General features: G+C 55.2%; 15 protein-coding genes, 2 tRNA genes and 1 pseudogene. 13 read left to right on the top strand and 5 right to left on the bottom strand.

Annotated elements, in window-relative coordinates; all coding sequences use genetic code 11:
- Positions 1-39: 39 nt before the first annotated feature.
- The 4 genes from HWX74_RS06880 to HWX74_RS06865 all read left to right on the top strand — a co-directional run bounded on the left by HWX74_RS06880 (position 40) and on the right by HWX74_RS06865 (position 6,584).
- On the top strand, positions 40-732 hold the full coding sequence (locus HWX74_RS06880) for a type II secretion system protein (RefSeq protein WP_176012843.1): 693 nt from the start codon (positions 40-42) through the stop codon (positions 730-732).
- 190 nt (positions 733-922) lie between these two features.
- Positions 923-3,307, top strand: coding sequence for a DUF4838 domain-containing protein (locus HWX74_RS06875; protein ID WP_176012842.1), 2,385 nt, complete (start codon positions 923-925; stop codon positions 3,305-3,307).
- Between the two features lie 148 nt (positions 3,308-3,455).
- A complete protein-coding gene (locus tag HWX74_RS06870) occupies positions 3,456-5,096 on the top strand; it encodes an alkaline phosphatase family protein (protein WP_176012841.1) in 1,641 nt (546 codons plus the stop codon).
- Between the two features lie 252 nt (positions 5,097-5,348).
- Positions 5,349-6,584: an FAD-dependent oxidoreductase gene (locus HWX74_RS06865; RefSeq protein WP_176012840.1), complete on the top strand. Its 1,236-nt coding sequence runs from the start codon at positions 5,349-5,351 to the stop codon at positions 6,582-6,584.
- A gap of 29 nt (positions 6,585-6,613) precedes the next feature.
- On the opposite strand, the gene HWX74_RS06860 is transcribed toward HWX74_RS06865, so the two are convergent.
- Positions 6,614-7,093 carry a methylated-DNA--[protein]-cysteine S-methyltransferase gene (locus HWX74_RS06860; RefSeq protein WP_176012839.1) on the bottom strand — a complete coding sequence of 160 codons (480 nt, stop codon included), beginning with the start codon at positions 7,091-7,093 and terminating at the stop codon, positions 6,614-6,616.
- A 396-nt stretch (positions 7,094-7,489) separates the two neighbouring features.
- On the opposite strand from HWX74_RS06860, the gene HWX74_RS06855 reads away from it, so the two are divergent.
- From HWX74_RS06855 to HWX74_RS06840, 4 genes and pseudogenes are all read left to right on the top strand, one after another.
- Positions 7,490-8,521 (top strand): LacI family DNA-binding transcriptional regulator, encoded by a 1,032-nt coding sequence (locus HWX74_RS06855; protein WP_176012838.1) that lies wholly within the window; start codon positions 7,490-7,492, stop codon positions 8,519-8,521.
- A gap of 47 nt (positions 8,522-8,568) precedes the next feature.
- Entirely contained in the window at positions 8,569-9,858 is a 1,290-nt protein-coding gene (locus tag HWX74_RS06850; protein WP_176012837.1) for a DUF4434 domain-containing protein, read from the top strand.
- A 16-nt stretch (positions 9,859-9,874) separates the two neighbouring features.
- Positions 9,875-10,051, top strand: a pseudogene (locus HWX74_RS06845) (type II secretion system protein); the annotation flags it as partial.
- Between the two features lie 14 nt (positions 10,052-10,065).
- Positions 10,066-10,842, top strand: a complete 777-nt coding sequence (locus HWX74_RS06840; RefSeq protein ID WP_176012835.1) for a hypothetical protein — start codon at positions 10,066-10,068, stop codon at positions 10,840-10,842.
- Positions 10,843-10,916: 74 nt separating this feature from the next.
- Here the strand turns inward: HWX74_RS06840 and HWX74_RS06835 are convergent, their stop codons facing one another.
- From HWX74_RS06835 to HWX74_RS06825, 3 genes are all read right to left on the bottom strand, one after another.
- Complete coding sequence (locus HWX74_RS06835) at positions 10,917-13,097, bottom strand: hypothetical protein (RefSeq protein ID WP_176012834.1); 2,181 nt, start codon at positions 13,095-13,097, stop codon at positions 10,917-10,919.
- A 13-nt stretch (positions 13,098-13,110) separates the two neighbouring features.
- Complete coding sequence (locus HWX74_RS06830; RefSeq protein ID WP_176012833.1) at positions 13,111-13,992, bottom strand: endonuclease/exonuclease/phosphatase family protein; 882 nt, start codon at positions 13,990-13,992, stop codon at positions 13,111-13,113.
- Between the two features lie 237 nt (positions 13,993-14,229).
- Positions 14,230-14,979 carry a type II secretion system protein gene (locus HWX74_RS06825; RefSeq protein WP_176012832.1) on the bottom strand — a complete coding sequence of 250 codons (750 nt, stop codon included), beginning with the start codon at positions 14,977-14,979 and terminating at the stop codon, positions 14,230-14,232.
- A 485-nt stretch (positions 14,980-15,464) separates the two neighbouring features.
- Between HWX74_RS06825 and HWX74_RS06820 the strand changes: the two genes are divergently transcribed.
- The 4 genes from HWX74_RS06820 (at position 15,465) to HWX74_RS06805 (ending at position 16,809) form a co-directional block, all read left to right on the top strand.
- Positions 15,465-16,085: a DUF6655 family protein gene (locus HWX74_RS06820; protein ID WP_176012831.1), complete on the top strand. Its 621-nt coding sequence runs from the start codon at positions 15,465-15,467 to the stop codon at positions 16,083-16,085.
- 72 nt (positions 16,086-16,157) lie between these two features.
- A tRNA-Cys gene (locus HWX74_RS06815) sits at positions 16,158-16,231 on the top strand.
- Between the two features lie 10 nt (positions 16,232-16,241).
- Positions 16,242-16,315, top strand: a tRNA-Gln gene (locus HWX74_RS06810).
- A gap of 218 nt (positions 16,316-16,533) precedes the next feature.
- Positions 16,534-16,809 carry a hypothetical protein gene (locus HWX74_RS06805; RefSeq protein WP_176012830.1) on the top strand — a complete coding sequence of 92 codons (276 nt, stop codon included), beginning with the start codon at positions 16,534-16,536 and terminating at the stop codon, positions 16,807-16,809.
- Here HWX74_RS06805 and HWX74_RS06800 read toward each other — a convergent pair.
- Positions 16,762-18,114 carry an MATE family efflux transporter gene (locus HWX74_RS06800; RefSeq protein WP_217704880.1) on the bottom strand — a complete coding sequence of 451 codons (1,353 nt, stop codon included), beginning with the start codon at positions 18,112-18,114 and terminating at the stop codon, positions 16,762-16,764. The genes HWX74_RS06805 and HWX74_RS06800 overlap by 48 nt on opposite strands.
- A gap of 262 nt (positions 18,115-18,376) precedes the next feature.
- On the opposite strand from HWX74_RS06800, the gene HWX74_RS06795 reads away from it, so the two are divergent.
- The gene (locus HWX74_RS06795) at positions 18,377-20,428 is read left to right on the top strand and encodes a pyruvate formate lyase family protein (protein ID WP_176012829.1); all 2,052 of its coding nucleotides are present in this window, start codon (positions 18,377-18,379) and stop codon (positions 20,426-20,428) included.
- Positions 20,429-20,455 lie beyond the last annotated feature (27 nt).

Genomic DNA, 20,455 nt, shown 5'->3' with positions numbered 1-20,455 from the left:
CCAATTAACGAAACAGAAAACAGAACAAGAACAGAAAGGATGTACGAAATGAAAAAATTCACACTTATCGAACTCTTAGTAGTGATTGCTATTATTGCAATTCTTGCCAGCATGTTGTTGCCGGCCCTTGGCCGAGCCAAAGACGCCGCCCAAAACATCAGTTGCGTCAACAACCTCAAGCAACTGGGATTGGCCGAAATCATGTATGCCGACAGCAATAGCGACTACTACACGCCGTGTCTGGCTCCCGGAGATGAATTTGGCTTCTGGACCGACTTGCTGGCCGATGAAGGCTTTATTTCAGACAATAGCAAAGTGCTGCAATGTCCAAGCTGGGGAGCGGGACCGAACGACGGAGCCTTCACAACCAGCACTGCTTATAATTACACCGGCTACGGCTTCTGTTTGTTGTATGGCTTTACCGCCGGCTATTACGATGGCGGATATTATTACAAGGCGATCACCAGCTCGCTGGTTTCCAAAGGCGGCCCGTCGACACTCAACATGCTGGCTGACGGTTCGCAAGGTTGGGAAGGTACCCGGGCACACGAATACACTTTACTGATGTACGGCAACGCCTATGAAAAAGCATTCGTCGACGACGCGATGCGTCATCGCCGGGGCAACGGACTCAATATTGTTTGGTATGACGGTCATGTCAGTACAAACAGCGTACAGCAATTCGTGGAATGGAACGATTATCCGTGGTGGAATCTCCGCACCGACAAATGATCCGGAATATCTTCCGGACGATCAAGGATAATATCCTGAGGTTTGTGCAGATTAGAAAGTACATCGCGTTTGCCCTCCTTGTCCAACGACCGGGAAGGCAAACGCAAAATCAGTTTCCACGGTCGTCATCGGCGTGGATAAATTTATTACGAACATCAAAGGTACGCAACAAAATATTTGAAAGGTTCCCATGAGAAAAGGTTTCAGAAAAGGGTTCTCCATGGCGCTGCTGCTGGGCAGCTTGTCGCTGGCCGGCAACGCGGCGGCGCTGGAAATCGTCAAAGACGGCAGAAGCGATTATGTCATCGTCGTGGCGGCTGACGCCATCCCGGCGGAAAAGACCGCCGCCGGCGAGCTGCAGAAATACATTCAGCAACTGGCCGGCGTCAAGCTGCCGATCGTCAACACACCCCGGAAAAGCGGCCATAATATCCTGCTCGGCTGTACGCCGGAATTTCTGGCGCTGGCCGAAGACCCGGCACTTGACGCCGAATGGCTCGACAAGGCCGATTCGGTTCTGCTGACGGTGCACGGCGGCAATCTTTTCATCAGCGGCAACCGGCCGCGCGGCACGCTTTATGCCGTCTACACGCTGCTGGAGGATTTCTGGGGCGTCCGTTTCTGGAGCGCCCGTGAGGAGTCGGTGCCATCGACTCCCCGGCTCGAACTGCCGGACAACCTGGCCTACCGTTATGCGCCGCCTTTTTTCAGCCGGGAAACCTATTTCACCGATCCCAATACCAATCCGGCCTTCGCCGCCAAGCTGAAGAGCAATGGCGATTATCAGGCGATTCCGCCGGAATGGGGCGGCAAGGTCAAATACCAGAACGGCTTCTGCCACACGGCGACGATCCTGTTGCCGCCGAACCGCTACTTCGCGGAACATCCGGACTGGTATGCGCTGGATGAATCCGGCAAACGCAACCCGGAACAACTGTGCTGGACCAATCCGGAAATGCGCCGGGAACTGACGGAGGTCGTCCGCAATATTCTGCGGAAGCATCCGGACGCCCGGATTATCGCCATCGACCATATGGACGGCTGGCTGCGCTGTCAATGCGACGACTGCCGGGCGCTGGAAGCCGAAGGCGGTTCCCCGGCCGCGCCGGTGGTGTCGGCAGTCAATGAAGTCGCCGGAGCGATCGCCGGAGAGTATCCCGATGTGTTGATTGAAACACTGGCCTACCTTTTCGCCCAGGATCCCCCGATGAAGTTGAAAGTGCGCGACAACGTACTGATCCGGCTGTGCGCCTTCCTGAACGATTTTTCCCGGTCGTACGACTCCGATGTCAACGCGGACTTCCGGGATGACCTGAAAGCCTGGCCGCAAATTGCCGACAAACTGGCGATCTGGGACTATCTGGGCAACTATACCAATTTCATGATCCCCCATCCGAATATCCGGTTCCTCGGCGACAACATCCGGCTTTATGCCGACAACCATGTCGCGGCCGTCTTTTCCCAGGGCGACGTCGGCACCGGCAACTGCGGCGATTTCCTGCTGAAAGGCTGGGTTGTCGGCCATCTGCTGTGGAATCCGCAGCTCGACCAGCGCGCATTGATGCGGGAATTCCTGGACGGCTACTATTCGCCGGCCGTCGGCGCCAGGCTGCTGGAAATCACCGATCAACTCTGCGACGATTTCGAAGCGACCGGACTGTCGCTGGGCTGTTACCGCTTTGACGCCAACGACTGGCTCTCCTATGAACGGATTCAGGAAATTCTCCGGGCCTTCTCCGAAATGGAACAGTTGCTGGCCGCCGAACCGGAAGCGGAGCGGCAGGTGTATCTCGAACGGCTGCGCCGGGCCAGGCTGCCGTTTGAAGTCGCTTTTCTGACCTCGGCGGAATCCTGCGGCTGGAACCCGGCGCTGTCCGAGGAGCAGTACCGGGACAATCTCCAGCTCTGGAAGGAGATCAGGGCGATTTACGAAGCCAACCGGGTCACCAACTACAACGAGGCGAACCTTATCAGCCTGATGGACTGGAAAATGCCGCGCCGGCTGGCCGGACCGCGTTTTCTTCGGCGGTCCGGCGATGTGCCGGAATTCTGCGCCGGAGTGCCGGATGACGCCTGGTTCGAATTCTCGGTCAATGATTTCGAACAGGAAAAACCCGGCAGCCGGTCGTTTACCGTCGACGATCCGGCTTCGCCTTACGGAAAAGCGCTGCGGACGGCGGACAACCATGCCGACCGGGCTTTCGATCTGTGGCTGCCCGACTGGTCGGCGGCCGATCCGGCAGAAGCCATACCGCATTATGATGTGTTCGTCAGCGTCCGCGCCGAAGGGGAATTGTCCGACGACACGCCGGTCGCCCGGGTCGCATTGCATGACTGGACGCGCCGGGTCGAACGTTCCACGACCTATTCATTCGGGGAATTGAAAGGCGGTTACCACTGGTTGACCATTGAAGACGTCGAAGTCGGGCCGCGGATGATCGTTTACCTGGCGCCATTGAAGACCGATCAGGGCGCTTCCCTTTTCGTCGACCGGATCATTCTGCGCCCCCGGCCGGACGGAGAAAATTTTTTCACAGGGAAGTTGGACCAAAACCTGTTGGAAGGCAATCAATAAGTATTGTAAAGACTTGCAAATGAGATATGAATTTTTCCCGGCAACGCTGTTGGCAGTGTCGGGAATTACAAGTGTATTTCAGAAAATTTTGCACAAAGTCATCTTTGATTGTATTCAAACGAAAAAATAGTCAATATGAGAATATAATATGAAAATATTCAATTTTTACTGTCTGGCTGCGCTTGCCGGCAGCCTCACCTTTGGTGGCGTTTTGCCACTGAAGGCCGGAACCCCTAAGGCTCTCGTCATCATGCTGGATGGCACCCGGGCCGATGTCTTTGACGCTGCGGTAACGCCAAATATCGACAAACTGATAGCAGGCGAATGGCAGCCCGGTTACCATGGCGCTTATGCGGATCACGCCAGGGCCCAAGCCGAAAGCATTCCCGTCAGCGGCCCCAACCATGCCGCCATCGCTACCGGCGTCACCGCTGCCAAAAACAGAGTATTCCAGAATGACCAGACGAAGGACGGTGACTACGAACATTATCCGATTTTTCTGGAATATCTCCGGCAAGCCCGCCCGGAATTGTCTACCGCTTTCTTTTACTCTTGGAACGAATCAGGAACAATCAGGGGTGGTTCGGACGCCATCGCATATCACTATAACGACGATGCGGAAAATAACCGCCAAACGGTTGAATTTTTGAAAAATGGCGGCGACATGACGTTGCTTTTTATAAGTTTGCCTGATGACGCCGGTCACAGCGAAGGCTTCTATCCGCACTCTGCATCCTATTTATATAACATTGCCCAGTGTGACCGTTATATCGGCAATCTGCTCGACGCAATCTCTTCCCGTTCCGAATTTGCTACCGAAGATTGGATCATCATCATCACCTCCGACCATGGCGGTTACAGCAGAGGCCATGGTGTAACCGACGGCAATGCACATACCATTCCGTTTCTGGTCTGTAGCAAAACAGTCGAGCAGGGATTCCTTGCCGGTACGCCGCATAATTATGACGTAGCACCAACCGTGCTCGCCCACTTCGGTTTGAATCCGACCGACTATCCCTTCGACGGCGTGGCACGTGGCTGTGAAATTCAGCCGCAAACGCCTCATAAACTATCTGACGGCTTGCTCGTCTACTGTGATTTCGATGCCGATGAGCTCACCAACGCCATTGCTCCAACCGAACTGAAAAAGGTCGGCTCTTACGTCAAAAGTAACGTCAAACCGGGCAAATTCGACGGTGCGCTGGAGCTCCCCCGCAGCGATGGCATTCACGAATATGTGGAACTGGTCGGTTCGGAGACTTATTTTGCTGATCGGCAGGAATTCACCATATCGATGTGGGTGAAAATGCCACCGGAACAGCTCGGCGACGCGCTGCTGATTTCCAACAAGGACTGGCGCGACGGTTCGCAGCCTGGCTTCGCATTGATTGCCGCCAAACAGGCGCAATACGCTAGCCAACCAGGGATCGGCCTCAACCTCGGACTGGCTAACCAGCAGCGGGTCGATATGGCGCAATTTGACATCGAACCAGAACAATGGATGTTTCTTGCGGTCACCTTAAATGCCAATCAGACACTACAGCTTTCTCAAGGCAGCACCAACGGCACGCTTTATTTTATTAACGCGCCGGCCGACCGCGCCGAATTAATCAGCGGCATGCCGTGGCACCTTGGCCAGGATGGTACTGGTCAATATCCTTTTAATTACGGCGGCAAACTCGATGATTTCGCAATGTGGAATCGGGCGCTATCCAAAGAGGAACTTAAAACAATTTTCGAATCCGGCCGCGGTGGTCTGGCTCTCGGCGATTTGCTCACCCGGCAATAACGCCTTCGCGCATTGGTGACCGCCTTTGTTTTTCGCAGCGTATCTTGCTCGATAGTAAAATGACATAAACCCAAGGGTCATTATGCGAATTTTTATAAAAAACCGAAATTTAAAAAAAGACCAAAGGAACTTGTATTACATTGATATATGACACAATTTAGATTCTGTGAACACCATTTGAAAGTCATTGATTTCACACTACATTACCAGTGTGTAACTCAATAAAAAACAAAATGAAAAGATAAGGTTTTCATGAACGAAGGCAAAAATTTCGATGTCATCGTCGCCGGCGGCGGGCCGGCCGGTATCGGCGCGGCTTATGCCGCGGCCGGCATGGGAGCAAAAGTGCTGCTGGTCGAACAGACCGGGCGGCTCGGCGGCACCGCAATTCAATCGCTGGTCGGACCGCTGATGGGATTGGTCCAAAGCCGGATGGTCGACGAAATTCTCTCCGCCATCGGCGGTACCTGTCCCGATTTCAGCCGGATGGACCTTGATCTCTATGAACTCCTCGCCGCCCGGCGGGTCGGAATCCTGCTGCACACCACGGTCATAAAGCCGCTCGGCGACAACAACCGGGGCGGCGGCCTTCAACTGAAATGCCGGGAAGGCTTCCGGGACGTGTACGCCCGGTGCGTCATCGATGCCACCGGTGACGGCGACATCGCCTTTCTGGCCGGCGTACCGTTCGAATCCGGTCGCGACAGCGACCGGCTGACCCAGCCGATGAGCATCATGTACACGATCGGCGGCATCGATCCGGGCAGGCGGTTTGCCTGTTGTTCGGAACTGGAAGCGCGCCATCTTACCGTCGGCGGCCGCAGTTGGGAGGCGATCGTCGAAGAGGCGGCCGGACGCGGCGAGCTGCCGGAAATGGTTACGGTAATCCGCCTTTACAACGCCATCCGCCCAACAGAAAGCATCGTCAACGCGGCGCAGGTCAACTACCTGGACGGCTGCCGTTCCGCCGATCTGACCCGGGCGGAGATCGAAGGGCGGCGACAGGCCTTCCGCATCACCGACTTCCTGCGCCGGACGCTGCCGGGTTATGAAAATGTTCATGTCGCCGCCATGCCGGCAGCAATCGGCGTCCGCGAAACCCGCCGGTTCGAGGGGATCGCCCGCCTGGAAAAGGCCGACTGTCTGGCCGGCCGGAAATTCGCCGATGCGATCGTTCACCGGGCGCAATTCGCGATCGATATCCACAATCCGTCCGGCGGCGGCCAGGCGGACGGCGATACCGGCACCGCCGACCGCGTCCAACCGTACGACATTCCGTTCGGCGTGCTGTTGCCGCGCCGGGTCGACGGTCTGTTGCTGGCCGGCCGCTGCATCAGCGCCTCGCACGAAGCGTTGGCAAGCTGCCGGGTGATGCGCATTGCGATGGCCATCGGTGTCGGAGCCGGAGCGGCGGCGGCCTGGGCGGCGCGTCATGGTTGCCGGGTTCGCGATGTTCCGGTCGCTGAACTTCAGAAATTGCTGTCGTAAACCGGAACGGCCGGAGTTCAGCATCCGGACTACCGGGACGAATTGAAATCCGGAATCCGTCCCGCCTCCAATTGCAGCAACTGCCGTTTGAGCGGCAGGCCGCCGAGATAACCGGTCAGTTTGCCGTCGCTGCCGATCACCCGGTGGCACGGGATGAAAATCGAAATCGGATTGCGCCCATTGGCGGCACCGACCGCCCGGACCGCTTCAGGACGGCCGATCTGAACGGCCAATTCCCGGTAAGTGACCGTCTGCCCATATGGGATCCGTCCCAGTTGCCGCCAGACCAGTTGCTGAAACGGCGTCCCTTCCGGCGCCAGCGGCAATGAGAATTGCCGCAGTGCTCCGCGCAAATAAGCATTCAGTTGGTCGAACGCCTCCTGCAATAATGCGCTTTCACCGGCGGATTCGTCCGCCGGAACCATCCGCTCGAAAAAAAGCCGGTTGACGGCGCCGTTCTTTTCGGCGATGCCGATTTTGCCGATGATTGTATTCCTCCAACCGATCATTATGGTGTTTCTCCTCCGCCCCGGTGATTTTTTCGCAAACAAAATGGAACGTCATTTATCCGTCATTTTTGCTCATTACAATATAACAATTTTACAATTAATCAATTAAATTCTGACAAAATTCCGTCGCAACAATCCAGACACGCTTTCCCCCTCTCTTGCCGGCCGGCCGGACCCCGACTGCAATAATATAACCGTCATAACCGAAAAAAACTTCGGAGAACGGAGAAAAACAATCGGAAACGATCCATGCGGTTCAACGATGGAGCAAAATTTCAAAAAAAATGATTTCCGCTATTGACTTTACTTCCGTTTTTTGCTATAATTTAAATGTGATTCAACGATGGAGCAACTAAAACGGTGAAAGCCATTGCTTAAGGAAGGAGTCCGGTACAAATGTTTCCCGCCGCAAAACCGGCAACGCTGAAAGACATTGCCAGCCGTCTCGGCATCTCCTGCCGGGCGGTCTCGATGGGCATCAACGGCACCGGCCGGCTGTCGGCGGCGACCCGGGAAAAAATTCTGGCAACCGCCCGGGAGCTGGACTATGTGCCGAACGTCGTCGCCCGATCGCTGGTTATGCGGAAAAGCTATCTGATCGGCGCGGTAGTTCCCTATATCAATAAAAGTTTTTTCGCCAACATCATCGCCGGTATCGAAGATGTGGTTTTCGAGCGGGATTTTTCCCTGATTCTGGCCAATTTTTATCCCGGTATCGAAAACGAACGGCAGGCTTTCCGGCATTTGCTGAAACGCAAAATCGACGGCGTCGTCATTACTCCCGGCAAGGATTTGATCGAGGATTATTGTGAACTGGCCGCGGCGATGCCGGTCGTGCAAATCATGGACCATCTTCCCGAGGTGGGCAGTCATTTCGTCATGGTGGACAACGATCGCGGCGCCCGGACGGCGGCGCGTCATCTGCTGGAGCTCGGCCATCGCCGGATCGGCCTGATCTGCCACAAGGACGAACCGCTTCCCATCCGGCAGCGGCAGGCCGGTTTCTGCGACGAATTGAAAAAGGCCGGATACGAATTGAGCCGTGAATATATCGAAGACGGGCAGATGTCGATCCTGGGCGGCGAAACGGCGGCGCACCGCCTGCTTGCCCGGGCGCCGGAATTGACCGCCCTTTTCGCCGTTTCGGATTACGCGGCGCTGGGGGCAATCCGGGCGGCGCTGAAAATGGAATATCGGATTCCGGAAGATTTGTCGGTAATCGGTTTCGACGATCTTGAAATTGCAGCCGAACAATTGCTCTATCCGTTGACCACCATCGCCCAGCCGAAAGAAGAGATCGGCCATCTGGCCGGCAATATGCTGCTCGACTTGCTGCAGGGCAAAGCGACGGCTTCGCGGTTGCTGGATGCGCCGTTGGTGGTGCGCGCGACGACCGCGCCTTGCAAGAAGGATTCGTTCGGGGCTTGAATGATGAAACCAACCAGGCGGGGTTCACAAAAATTATGAAATTATCGATGAAATTATTGCCTCCTTCCCCGGTGACGGCCACCGTGCCGCTTGATGTCCGGCTGGCGGCGGAAAGCGAAGCGGCGCTTGATTTTCGTATTACGGTTTGCCGGGATGGCGAGGTTTTTGCCGGCCGGCATACGGCCGGCCGGCCGGTTTCCAGCGGCACCTGGCAGTCCGGAACGATAAAACTGGACTTTAGCGACCATCCCGGACGTTACCGGATTCTTGCCGAAGCGGTATCCCCGGCAGGAAAATCGTTCGGTTCAGCGGAAACGGTTCTGGATGTGCTGGATACGCCGACCCGTTCCAGCGGTCTGATCGACGGCGCCTGGTGCGGCCTTTATCACTGGAGCGAACAGGAGGGACGGTTGTGGAATCCGGAGCTGCGGCGATTCACCGCCGAAGACTGGACCGGGCTGGTGCACGACATGCATCGGGCCGGATTGAATGTCATCATTCTGCAGGAACTGTTCCGCAATCAGGATTATTACGGCAAGCACCATATCGGGCGGCAAGGTTATGCCGGCAAAGCCTTTTACCCGTCGGCGCTCTTTCCCGGCCGTATGCCGGTCGCCTGCGCCGATCCGGTCGAAGCGATCATGGCGGCGGCGGACGAATGCGGCATGGCCGTGCTGCCCGGTGTCGGGATGTACGCCTGGTTCGATTTCACCGCCGGTTCGCTGGACTGGCACCGGCAAATCGCCGCCGAACTCTGGCAGCGCTACGGCCATCACCGTTCATTCTACGGCTGGTATATTTCCGAAGAAGTGTTCGGCAATCTGCATTACGGCAAAAACACCGCCGAAGAGATCGTCACTTTTTTCCGGGAGTTCCGGGAGTGGAAAAACCGTTTCGACCCGACGCTGCCGGTCATGCTGGCGCCGAACTGTTTCGGAGTGCCGGCCGCACGCGCGCATTGGGAAAAACTGGCGGCGGAACTGGACATCATCTGCCCGTTCGGTTTTCACCGGATGCCGCCGGAGGACATCGGACCGGAAAAGGCAATCGCTCTTTTCCAGGAAATTGCCGACGCCAACGGCGCTCATCTGTGGCTGGATATGGAAATTTTCCTGTTCACCGACGATCAGGCTCTGTATCCGCGGCCGCTGGAGCAGATCATCGGAGAGCTGGCCAGTTTCACCGGATTTGAAAAAATTCTCTGTTACCAATATCCGGGCCTGATGAATGCGCCGGATGCCCGTCTGCAGCCGGGCGGCGCATCCACCGTCAAGCTCTATGACGATTATTTGAATTATTATAAAAGCCGCATGAAGCAGATTTACAACAACCAGTAAAAAAAGAGGTAAAGGAATGAAAAAATTTACATTGATTGAACTTCTCGTTGTTGTCGCGATCATTGCGATTCTCGCCAGCATGCTGTTGCCGGCGCTGGGCAAGGCCAAAGCAGCCGCGCAATCGATCAAATGCGTCAACAATCTGAAACAGATTTCACTGGCGACCGCCATGTATGCCGGAGATTACAATGACCGAATGCGCCTTTGATGGATCTTGGCGACAACAACAGCATCGTTTATGAGGAACCGTTTGCCGACACGCCGGAGAAAAAACAGGAACGGGTCGAACGGCTCAGGCACGCCCATTCCGTCCAGATCGATACCGGCTTCGCCTATTACCGGAACCGCTCCAACGAAAGCATCGCCAGCGAATTGCGGGTCAACGGATTCGACGGCGTTTACTATTGCGTGATCAGCGACCGCGGCATCATTCCCGGACTGGTGGGCAAAATACAGCGGCAAAATCTGACGGATCCGGACGTGGCCATCGGCCTGCAGGCCGACTTCGGCTCGCAGGCGGCCACCCGCCGGAAGCCGGAATGGCGAGAAACATTCTTGCAGGCTTGCGAAGCCGCCGGCGTTGCGACCACGACTTATTATGAATTCGCTCTTCGCAGCGAAGTTTTCACCGCCCCGCCGGTTTTAAAAGAACTGCGCCGTCAGGGAGAATCGCTCCAGTTGATTTTCGATCAGCGGCTCGGCTCCTCAAGTCCGGAAAAAATGCGGCAGCGTCTTTTGACCGACGAAAGCGGCCGGCAATACATTTTGCGGCACGCCACTCTCGACGGCAATATTCTCATTGCAACCCTCTCGCCGATACCGTCGGTCGGAACGGTACTGCGTGTCCCGCTCGGCGGCTTGACCGATGATCCGAGCGTCCGTTTCGGTGTTTCGGCGGATTCGGAAGAAATCGATCAACCGGCCAACGCCATCTTGGAAAATACCGTCATTTCTTTGCCGGTACTGCCGGAAAATCAGTTTTAAAGTTCAGAAATGACGGTTTTTTAATCCGTCATTTTCCCGTCATTTCCCCGATCTCAAGCTTAAAAAAATATCGGTTATCCGCCGGATTCCATCGATGTGATCTTCACGTCGACCGCCAGCGGTTCCAGCCCTCCGGCCGGTTGACGGCCGGAATTGACGGTGATGGTCAACCGCCGGCCGCCAAGGCGCCATTCGGAGGCAAAAATGTCGGGGTCTCCGGTCTTCAACCGGCGATATTCGCCGTTCAGTAAAAAGGGCTCCAATTCCTTTATTTCCGACGGCGCCTGCCGTACGGCTTCCAGCAACTCCGGATGTTCCGTCAATTTGAAATCACCGTCGATGTAGGTGTAAAAAATAATGCCTTTGACGCCGGCCGCCAACGCCTGATAAGTCATATTGCGGAATTCGTCCGGCGTCGGCGCCCGGAACCGGGCGTCATTCTGATCGCCGCCGAACGCCTGCAGCACGCCGACCGGGCAACGGCGATACCGGCCGGCTTCGTCCGCCAGTTCCGCCAGGTTGTAGTAAACTTCGGCAATCGGCGCCTGCGGAACCGGATATGGATCGTGACCGATCAAATCGGCACAGTCGATGAAATAACGGATTGACTCCCGCCGCATCAGCACCGTATAGACGGCATGTTCCGGATCGACTTGCCGCCAATGCAGGTAATCGTTCCGCAAATCGGCCGGTTTCAAATCGTAGATTTCCGGCTCATCCATGACATTCCAGGCCATCACCGCCGGCGCTTCCCGCCAGGCGGCGATCTGTTCCCGGCCGACTCCTTCGGTTGTCACCATGATCCCCTGCTCCGCCGCCGCGGTCAGGAACGGCCGCAAATCCTCTCCTTTTTTACAACTGACATGCAGGAAATTAAAGTGATTCCGGGCGGCAAAATGCAAGCATTCCAACCGGTTTTCGGCACTCTGCTCCCAGGAGACATGATACATCCCGAGCAGGAAGCGCGGCTGACCGTCCCGGACGAAATTGGATCGGCCGTCAACATGACACCGCGGATTCCGGGCCAGAACCTCAAAACGGCATTCCGCCCGGTCATCGCCGGCAATCGCGGTCAAACGATGTTCGCCGGCCGGCACTCCGCTCAAATCAACCTCGATCAGTGACGGAGAACGCCGACGGAAATCAACCGTTGTTTGGCCGTCAACCGTCAAATTGAGTTCGGCAGCCGGATTTTCCACCGTGCAGCCGAAAGGGACCTGCGCTTGAATCGCCGGCTGGATCAACCGGCAATGGGTTGAAAGCGTCAGCGGCTCCGGAACAGTCACCGGCACGGCGGCCGACAGTTCGCCGGGTACGGCCAGTTGCAGTGCCAATCGGTACCCGCCCGGCGCCGGCAGCGGGAAGGACGCTTGAAAATCCGCCGACTCGCCGGCGGAACAATGTTGCTGAAACGATTCGGACGCCAAAACCCTTTTGCCCAGCAGCAAAGCAATCCGCCCGGTCAGCTCCGCCGGTTCGTCCGTCCGGTTGACCAGTCGGCCGGACAATTGCAGGACTTCGGTGTTTCGGGTCGCCGAAACGGCCGCCACTTCCAAGCCGGTACTCTGTTGCTGGCAATACAATAGAATATTCTGCAACAGGTGCTGCAAATCCTTGCGGCTGTCGCTGGCGGAAAAATCCGCCAATGTCGTGACGAACAAATGTCCCTTGCCGATCCGGCGGTGGACGATGATCGCACAATCCTCATCACAGCGCATCCAGGGTTCGTAGCCATCGAACGTTTCGAAATGTCCCCAGGTGCCGAGCCGCCGGCCAAGCATCTCCCGCAGCGAATAAGGCAGATCGAACAGGGTCCCGGCAGCGGCAAAAGAAACCGGCGGCGCCTGATTGATGTACTCTTTCAATCGGCACAATCCCCGGCCCAACCGGAACGTTTCGCCGAAACCAGTCAGCAGATCATTGGTCGAATTGTCGTAATTGCCGTCCCAGATGACCAGAACCCCACCGGCTTCCAGATAGGCTTGCCAGGCGGTGGCATAGGGCGCCAGCGAGACCGGGTCATAATAATTGGCCAAAGTGCCGAAGCCGATCAATTGAAATTCCGACAGCCGGGCGGACAATTCCGCCAGTTGTCGGTTCTGGAACAGTTCGATCTCCCATTGTTCCGTCAACGCTCCCAACTCGGAATGGTAACGCTCCGGCCCGACCAGAAACGCCGCCTTGACCGGAAATTCAGCCCGGCCCGACAGCGAAACGGCCAGCAGGACAACCCACAAAAACAAACGCATCAACATGAATTTTTTCCTTTTATTGTCGTTTCAAGACCGCTTTGACCGGATAATGATCGGAAAAGGTCTCGGTTTCCGGCGTGATGACCGTTTCGAAGGATTCCAACTGCGCCGACAATCCCGGGCTGAGCAAAATGAAATCAATCCGATGGCTTTGCCGGCTCTTTTCTGCCGGGTCCGGCACTCCGGCCAGGGTCGGATAGGTATCGACGGCCGGCGACGACGGAAAAACGGTGCCGGCATCGATCAACGGCAGATCCAGCAATGTCTGAAACGCGGCGAATTCATATTGGCCGTTTTCCAGGTTTTTGACATAATCGGGATGCTGTTCGTCGATGTCCCGGTAGGTTTTCAACAGCGCCGGATTGCCGTTGACGTGACCGGCGTCGACCGGCGAAGGGGTATTCATATCCCCCATGACGATGACTTTCCCGCCTTTTGCCAGCAGCGGTTTGAGCAAACCGGCGATGATGCCGGTTTCCCGCCGGCGCATCTCGTATCGGAACGGCGACAGGTGGGTCACCAGGTAATAAATACCATCCACCTTGCACAAAATCAGCCCGTGGTGCATATCCTCCGTCCGCTTCTCGATCACCTCGATCGGCCGCTTCGCGCACAACGCGACCGACATCGTGCCGGGCTTGAGGATTTCGGCATAATCGTATCCCCAATTTTTCGCCCATTGCCGGAAGGTTGCTTCATCGGCATAACAAACCTCTTCCAAGCCGAGGACATCGGCATTCATTTCCTTCAGCCAGCGGCCGGCGGCTTCAAACTGCCTCTGTTCATCAAAAGTATACCAGATGTTGTAAGACATCACCGTGACGGTGTCCGGTGCCGGCGTTTCCGACGCGCCGGACAGGCAACTGCACAGCACCACCGCCTGGAACCATCTTTTCATCAACCTTTTCATCGAACAACCTCTATTTCAACTGGCCTCTACGTTGTTTTCAGGAAAAAAAAACGTCCTTTGCCGGCCGGATTTATTCCAATCGCCGCGGCGACGGGGAAACGCGGCGGCAAGCCGCGTTGTCCCGAACAGTATCATGGAAATCACCACAACGCAATCGCCGCCGGCAAATGATCCGGAAGCGGCTCCGGATCATCGATTCCGGAACCGTATCCGGTCCGGTTGCTTTCATATTGCGTCGTCGAAATGCCATACATTGCGCCCGTACTGTCCCGGACGCATCAGCCGCTCACGATCGGTGATCGCCGTCTTGCCGGTAATGCCGGTGGCGCTGCCGTCCATCATCACCGCGTTGAAGGTGTTGTTCCGGTGACGGGTGGCCGGCGGATAAAAACCGTCGGCAAAATCGCTGGCGGCGCCGTTTTTGGCGGCGAAGGTATTCATCATGCCGTATCCATTGGTGCCGCTGCGGCCGGAATTGACTCCCCAGATGTCCGAGATCATCGGCGGATTGTTGCCTTTGGCTTCATTGGCTACCGTCGTGAATTTGACGAATGCCGAATCGCCGTAAGTTTCATGGTAACCGAAGGTATAAAAGCTGATTCCGTAGGAAATATCGGCGTGAAAAATCCAGTCCCCTTCCCAGGCGTAATTGGCATTGGAATCCGACGGACAGAAAAACAAATCCTCGCTCATCCCGTAATCGGCAACGAAAGCGTCGCAGAACATGCCGTTATAAAGATTGGTATTCTCATTCAATTTGGAGACATACGGCGGCACGACCGGCATGGCGAAGTCGTTGTTATCCAGGCCGTACATAATGCTGCCAACCCCCATCTGCTTCAGATTGCTGAGGCATTTGATGGCCATGGCGGATTCTTTGGCTTTGGTCAACGCCGGCAGCAGCATACTGGCCAAAATGGCAATGATCGCGATAACTACGAGCAATTCAATCAATGTAAAATTCTTTCGTTTCATCTTTTTTTCTCCTTGGTTGGATTGGATGTTTTTTAAAATTCGTCCTGAAAATTTCTTGCCTGTTTTGCGCTCCTTTCTGAAAATTTTTCTTTTCCACCAAGAATGGCTCTAATTGGATCAATTTTTATCAAACCATTCCATTTCCATCCCATCGCCGAAGACGATATTTTACCGGAATATATAAAATTATTTTAAAATGGACCGCTTATGCGGTTCCGGCTCCCGATGGATTCGCGTTGACGACATCCTTCATGGCCTATATTGGAATTATACCAAAAAAAATGACAAAAGTCAATACTGGACCAATCTTTTTTTGTCAAAATTTTTATTTTTCTTTGGAAAACCCCCTATCTTCTTTCCGAATGAACCGCCGGCCGCCCCGGAAATTCCGTCGTCAGCCGGTTGCGGTCGATAAAAAAAATTTGCGTAATCGCTGAAATCGTGTTATTTTTATAATAGTTTGGAGAAAATCAGGAGAAATAACGATGCCGAAATTCTGGAAAATTCCATTGGTTCTTATTTTGTTGACGGCGGCGGGTTGTTCATCGCCGTGGGTAACCAATACCAGTCGCTCCGCGGTGGAGCAGCAATTGATCTCGGCCGTGGTCGAACGCGGCATGGAAAAGAGTAAATTTCGTCAATATGCCGGAAAAAAAGTCTTTCTGGATTACGGCTACCTCGAGCCGCAGACCGACAAGGCTTATCTGCAGGGCTACCTGGAGTTGCGGCTGGCGGAGGACGGTCTGATCGTCACCCGGCAAACCGAGGATGCCGAATTGATCATTCAGCCGACCAGCGGAGTGCTGGCAACCGACCAGAAAAAAATTCTGCTGGGTACGCCAAGCCTGCCGATTCCGGTTCCCTATACCGACTTGACTTTCGCCATTCCGGAGATTCCGCTTTTCCTGCGGCAGACCCGTTATGCGTTCGGTCGTTTTTCCTTCAATATTCTGACTCCGGACCGCCATCCATTGGAAGTGATCCGCGGCGTCAACTCCCGGGCACATTACACCAATTGGGTAATCCTGCTGATTCCGTTCGTCTCCCATGATTTGCCGCTGGAAGTCAAGGGAGAACCGGAAGAAGAATATAGCTGGAATTTCTGAACATTTTCCGTTTTTTTTCCGTTGCCGATTAGACAAAATAAAAAAACGGGCTAATGTAAAAGACGTTAACAGGGCGTGGTGGCCGAAAGGTTAGGCGGAGGTCTGCAAAACCTTATAAACCGGTTCAATTCCGGTCCACGCCTCCAATTTTCATGCAGCCCCGTGGTGTAACGGTAGCACAAGTGATTCTGGTTCATTTTGTTGAGGTTCGAATCCTTACGGGGCTGCCATTTTTTTATTTTTCAATCACATCGCCGCAGTTGAAACGCTTCGTTGACAATCGTTGGAGCCGGTATCTCCTCACTCTGGCAATCGCCGCAGTTCTTCTGGTCGTTCTTCTGCCGGAATCCTGGCTGCGTCACGTCTATCGTTTTTCGGTCGGCCGTTTTTCCGCTATTCCGTCGCCGAGCGGGACAGGCGCGATCCCAGCCGGCTGGGATCGGCAATCATGCTGCACGGACGCGGCGGTTCGATCGGCTGCATCGCCGTCGACAATCCGGATATCGAAGAAATTTTCATGCTGGCGGCTCACGTCGATCTGTCCGCCATCCAACTGTTGATCGCACCGTACGATTTCCGGATCCATCCGCTGCCGGCGGAGAAAGCCTCGGATCCCGCCTGGCTGCCGGAGCGCTACCGTGATTTGCAGACGAAAATGCTGGCGGTGCTGCCGTCTTCAGACCCGGCGATTTTTCCACCTGCCGCTCCACAGGTAGAGGAATGATATGACGCCGACGGTCAACGCATAACTGGAATCGCAAAGCCAGCACCAAGCCATGTTCGAGCGCCAGACCGTGACCACCTGATAAATCGCAGCAGCGTAGACCGCCGTCGCCACCAGTTCAATCAGCAGCGCCACCCGGGTATTGCCGGTGCCGGTGACCGCATTGAACAGGATATAGGCCGCAGTTTGAATCAAGGTATTGATCACGATCGCGTACGTGGTCGCCCGGGTCGCTTCGATCAGAACCTCGCTGTCGGTAAAAATTCGCAAAACCGGTACCGGAAAGAGGCAGAAAAGCAGCAGCGAAATGCCGGTGCCGACAAATGCCAGCATCACCATTCGGCGCACCAGCTTGATCACCTGATCGGAGTGCCCGGCGCCGATCAGATTGCTGACCAGCGAACTGGTCACCGTCGCAAAAGCGCTCAATATCATGAAGGAAATGCTCGAAACGCTGCGGATGATGTTTCCGACCGCCAGCGACTGCTCGCCGAGATGCTCGACCGCCAGGAAAAACCAGAACCAGATGCCGACCGCGATGAAAAGCTGCAGCATCGTCCAGATCGAAGTATTCATGATTTCGCCCAGCAGTTTCCAACTGAACCGGCCCACGGAGTTCAACGCATATTTGACCGCGTCCACCCGCCACTTGATATAAACGATAAAAAAGATCACCCCGGCGCCTTCCGCGATCACCGAAGCGACCGCCGCGCCGGCGACACCCAGCGCCGGCAGGCCGCACTTGCCGAAGATCAACACGTAATTCAGCGCTGTGTTGGTCAACAACATCACGACGGAACTCAGCGTCAATACCTTCGTATCGGTCACCGCCACGAAAAAAGCCCGGAACATCACCGCCTGAAAAACGACGAAAAATCCCAGGGTCCGCCAATCAAGATAACGGATCGTTTCAGTATAAACCGCCTCGGAAGTGATGACTGACCGCAAAATCAACGGCGTCAAAAAGCGGGACAACAGAAACAACAGCGCCGCCAGAACGACCATGAATTGACAACAGCAGAAGAAAATCCGGCCGATTCCGGCAAAATTCCCCTCGCCGTTCCGTCTCGCCATGATGATCTGGGCGCCGACGCTGAAACCGAACCCGACCATATAAACAGCCAGGAAATAAATGCTGCCCAGCGCCGCCGCTCCGAGTTCCACTTCGCCGACCCGGCCGAGAAATGCCGTATCGGTCATGCCGACCAGATGCTGCATCAACAAGCTGACCAGCACCGGCCAGGTCAATCGCCAGATCCGCCGGTTGTTCAGCGAAGTCAGCTCCATCGTTTCCGCCATCGTCATAACACTGTTCTTTCCGATCAAGATAATTCCGATAAAGTAGCACCGATTGCCGGCGGTTCAAATTTTCAGCGAAAAATAGATCAATTGGGCCGGCGGAACCTGATTTTATCATTTCAACGGATATTTCAACGGTTTTTACGTTCGTGGATTTGCTTTTCCGGCTTTTCCCATATATGATTATATATAAAACAAAATTCTATATATAAATAATTTTTACCGGAAGAAAAAAACGAACGGTCAACAATATGAGGAGTCTTTCATCATGAATCGAGCCGATGTTTTCCGGGCGATGGGAGAATTTTTCGCTGCCGGTTTTTTCGAGAATGAAAACGCCGCCTATCTGGAACGCAACGTCCGCGGCCTGGTCCGCACGCTGGAAAATGTGCCGCTGCTTCCTTATGAAGGCGGCAAACTCTATCCGTCCGGCGCCGGCAACCTTTGGAATCCCGAAAACCGGTTGCTGGTTTGTTTCGATTACTCCTTCGGAATGCGGCTCGACGCCGACCGTCTGCGGCAAAAAGCCGCGGAATTGTTGCACGGCCAAAACGCCGATCAACGTTTCCGCGGCAATCAGCTTTTGAAAGCGACCGAAGAACTTGCCTTCCTGCGGGAAAGCGACATTCCGCCGCAATTCGCGCTCGGCGGCCGCGGCTGGACGCATGGCGTCGTCCATTACGAGCGTCTCATCCGGGAAGGGCTCACCGGCATTCTGCAGCGGGTTGAAGAGAATTTACCCCGGAATCCGGAATTCTACGGAGCGCTACGCGAACTGCTGCAAGCGATGATCGCTTATCTGAAACGCTGCCTTGCTTTCCTGCGGCCGCTGGCACCGGAGCCATTGATCAAAACGCTGGAACGGGTGCCGGAATTCGGAGCCCGTACTTTTTATGAAGCGGTCTTCGCCTACAACTTTTTCTGGTATTTCGACGGCTGCGATTCGGGAGGGCGTCTCGACGCCGTTCTCGATTGCTACCGGCAGACGGAAAGCGAAGAAGAAATCACCGCTTTATGCCGGGAAATGTGGCGCAATTATGATCTCAACGACGGCTGGCACGTGTTGCTTGACCCGCGCAGTTCGCTGTGTGTTCCGGCCATTCGGGCGCAACGCGATTTCCGCCGGCCGAACTCCGGAATTTTGATCGATAAACATACGCCGCAACCGGTTTGGGACGCCATCTTCGAAAACTGGGGCGCCGGCAATCCAAGCCCCTGCCTTTATGCCAAAGACAATTATGAGCAATATCTGGCCGAAACGAAGCTATTTTCCCGGGAAGACACCGGACAGTTCTGTTTCGGCGGCTGTACCGAGCTGATGATCCAGGGAAAGTCGAACACCAAATCGATCGATGCCGGCATTCACGTATTGCGCATTCTGGAAACGACCGGATTGCAATTCGCCGATTTCGACGCCTTCCATGCCGCGTTGCTGGCCAATATCCGCCGGCAAATTGCCCTGATGATTCGGTGTGTGAAGCGGAATCGTGATGCGGCCGCTCTTTTGCTGCCGAATCCGGTCCGGACGCTGTTTTTCGACGATTGCATCGAGCGCGGCCGGGAGTTCAACGCCGGAGGCGCCCGTTATTATTGCAGCGTCATCAACGTCGTCGGCCTGACCAATCTGATCAATGCGGTTTACGCGGTAAAAGAGGCCTTCGCCGGAAAACTTTCGGTCTCTGTTTCGACGCTGGCGGCAGCATTGGCCGCCGACTTTCAGGGTTATGAATCTTTGCTGCATGAGCTGCGCAATTTGCCGAAATACGGCAATGACAATCCGGCAGTCGATTCGATTGCCGGACAAATGATGGAGGAAATTTTTTCCGCGGTCGCCGCATTTTCCACGCCGAAGCATCTTTTTCTGCCGGCCGTCATCCTGTTCACCATCTATGGAGCCTGCGGCGACGACATCGGAGCGACGCCGGACGGCCGCCTGGCCGGCGAAGCGCTGGCCGATTCCTTCGGCGCCACCCAGGGAACCGATCTGAACGGACCGACCGCCCTGTTGAAATCGGCAGCCCGGATGAATCAGCGGCGGGCGATCGGCACACCGGTGTTGAACCTCCGCCTCAATCAGGCGCTTTTTCAATCGGCGGAAACCAGAACGCGGTTGCAGGCATTGTTGAACAGCTATTTCCAAATGGGCGGCCTGCAGGTGCAACCGACCATTTCCAATCCGGAATTGCTGGAAAAAGCCCGCCAGGAACCGGAGAATTTTCCGAATCTGATCGTCCGCATCGGCGGTTTTTCCGAATATTTCAACCGTCTTTCACCCCAACTGCAACTGGAGGTAATCAAACGGACAGAACATCATTTTTGAGCAATTTTGACGGATTTATCCGTCATT

This window comes from Victivallis sp. Marseille-Q1083 (assembly GCF_903645315.1).
In the GTDB taxonomy this organism is placed as follows: domain Bacteria; phylum Verrucomicrobiota; class Lentisphaeria; order Victivallales; family Victivallaceae; genus UMGS1518.
The sequence above is the reverse complement of the archived record's forward strand: the minus strand, read 5'-3'. Positions and strand labels throughout refer to the sequence as shown.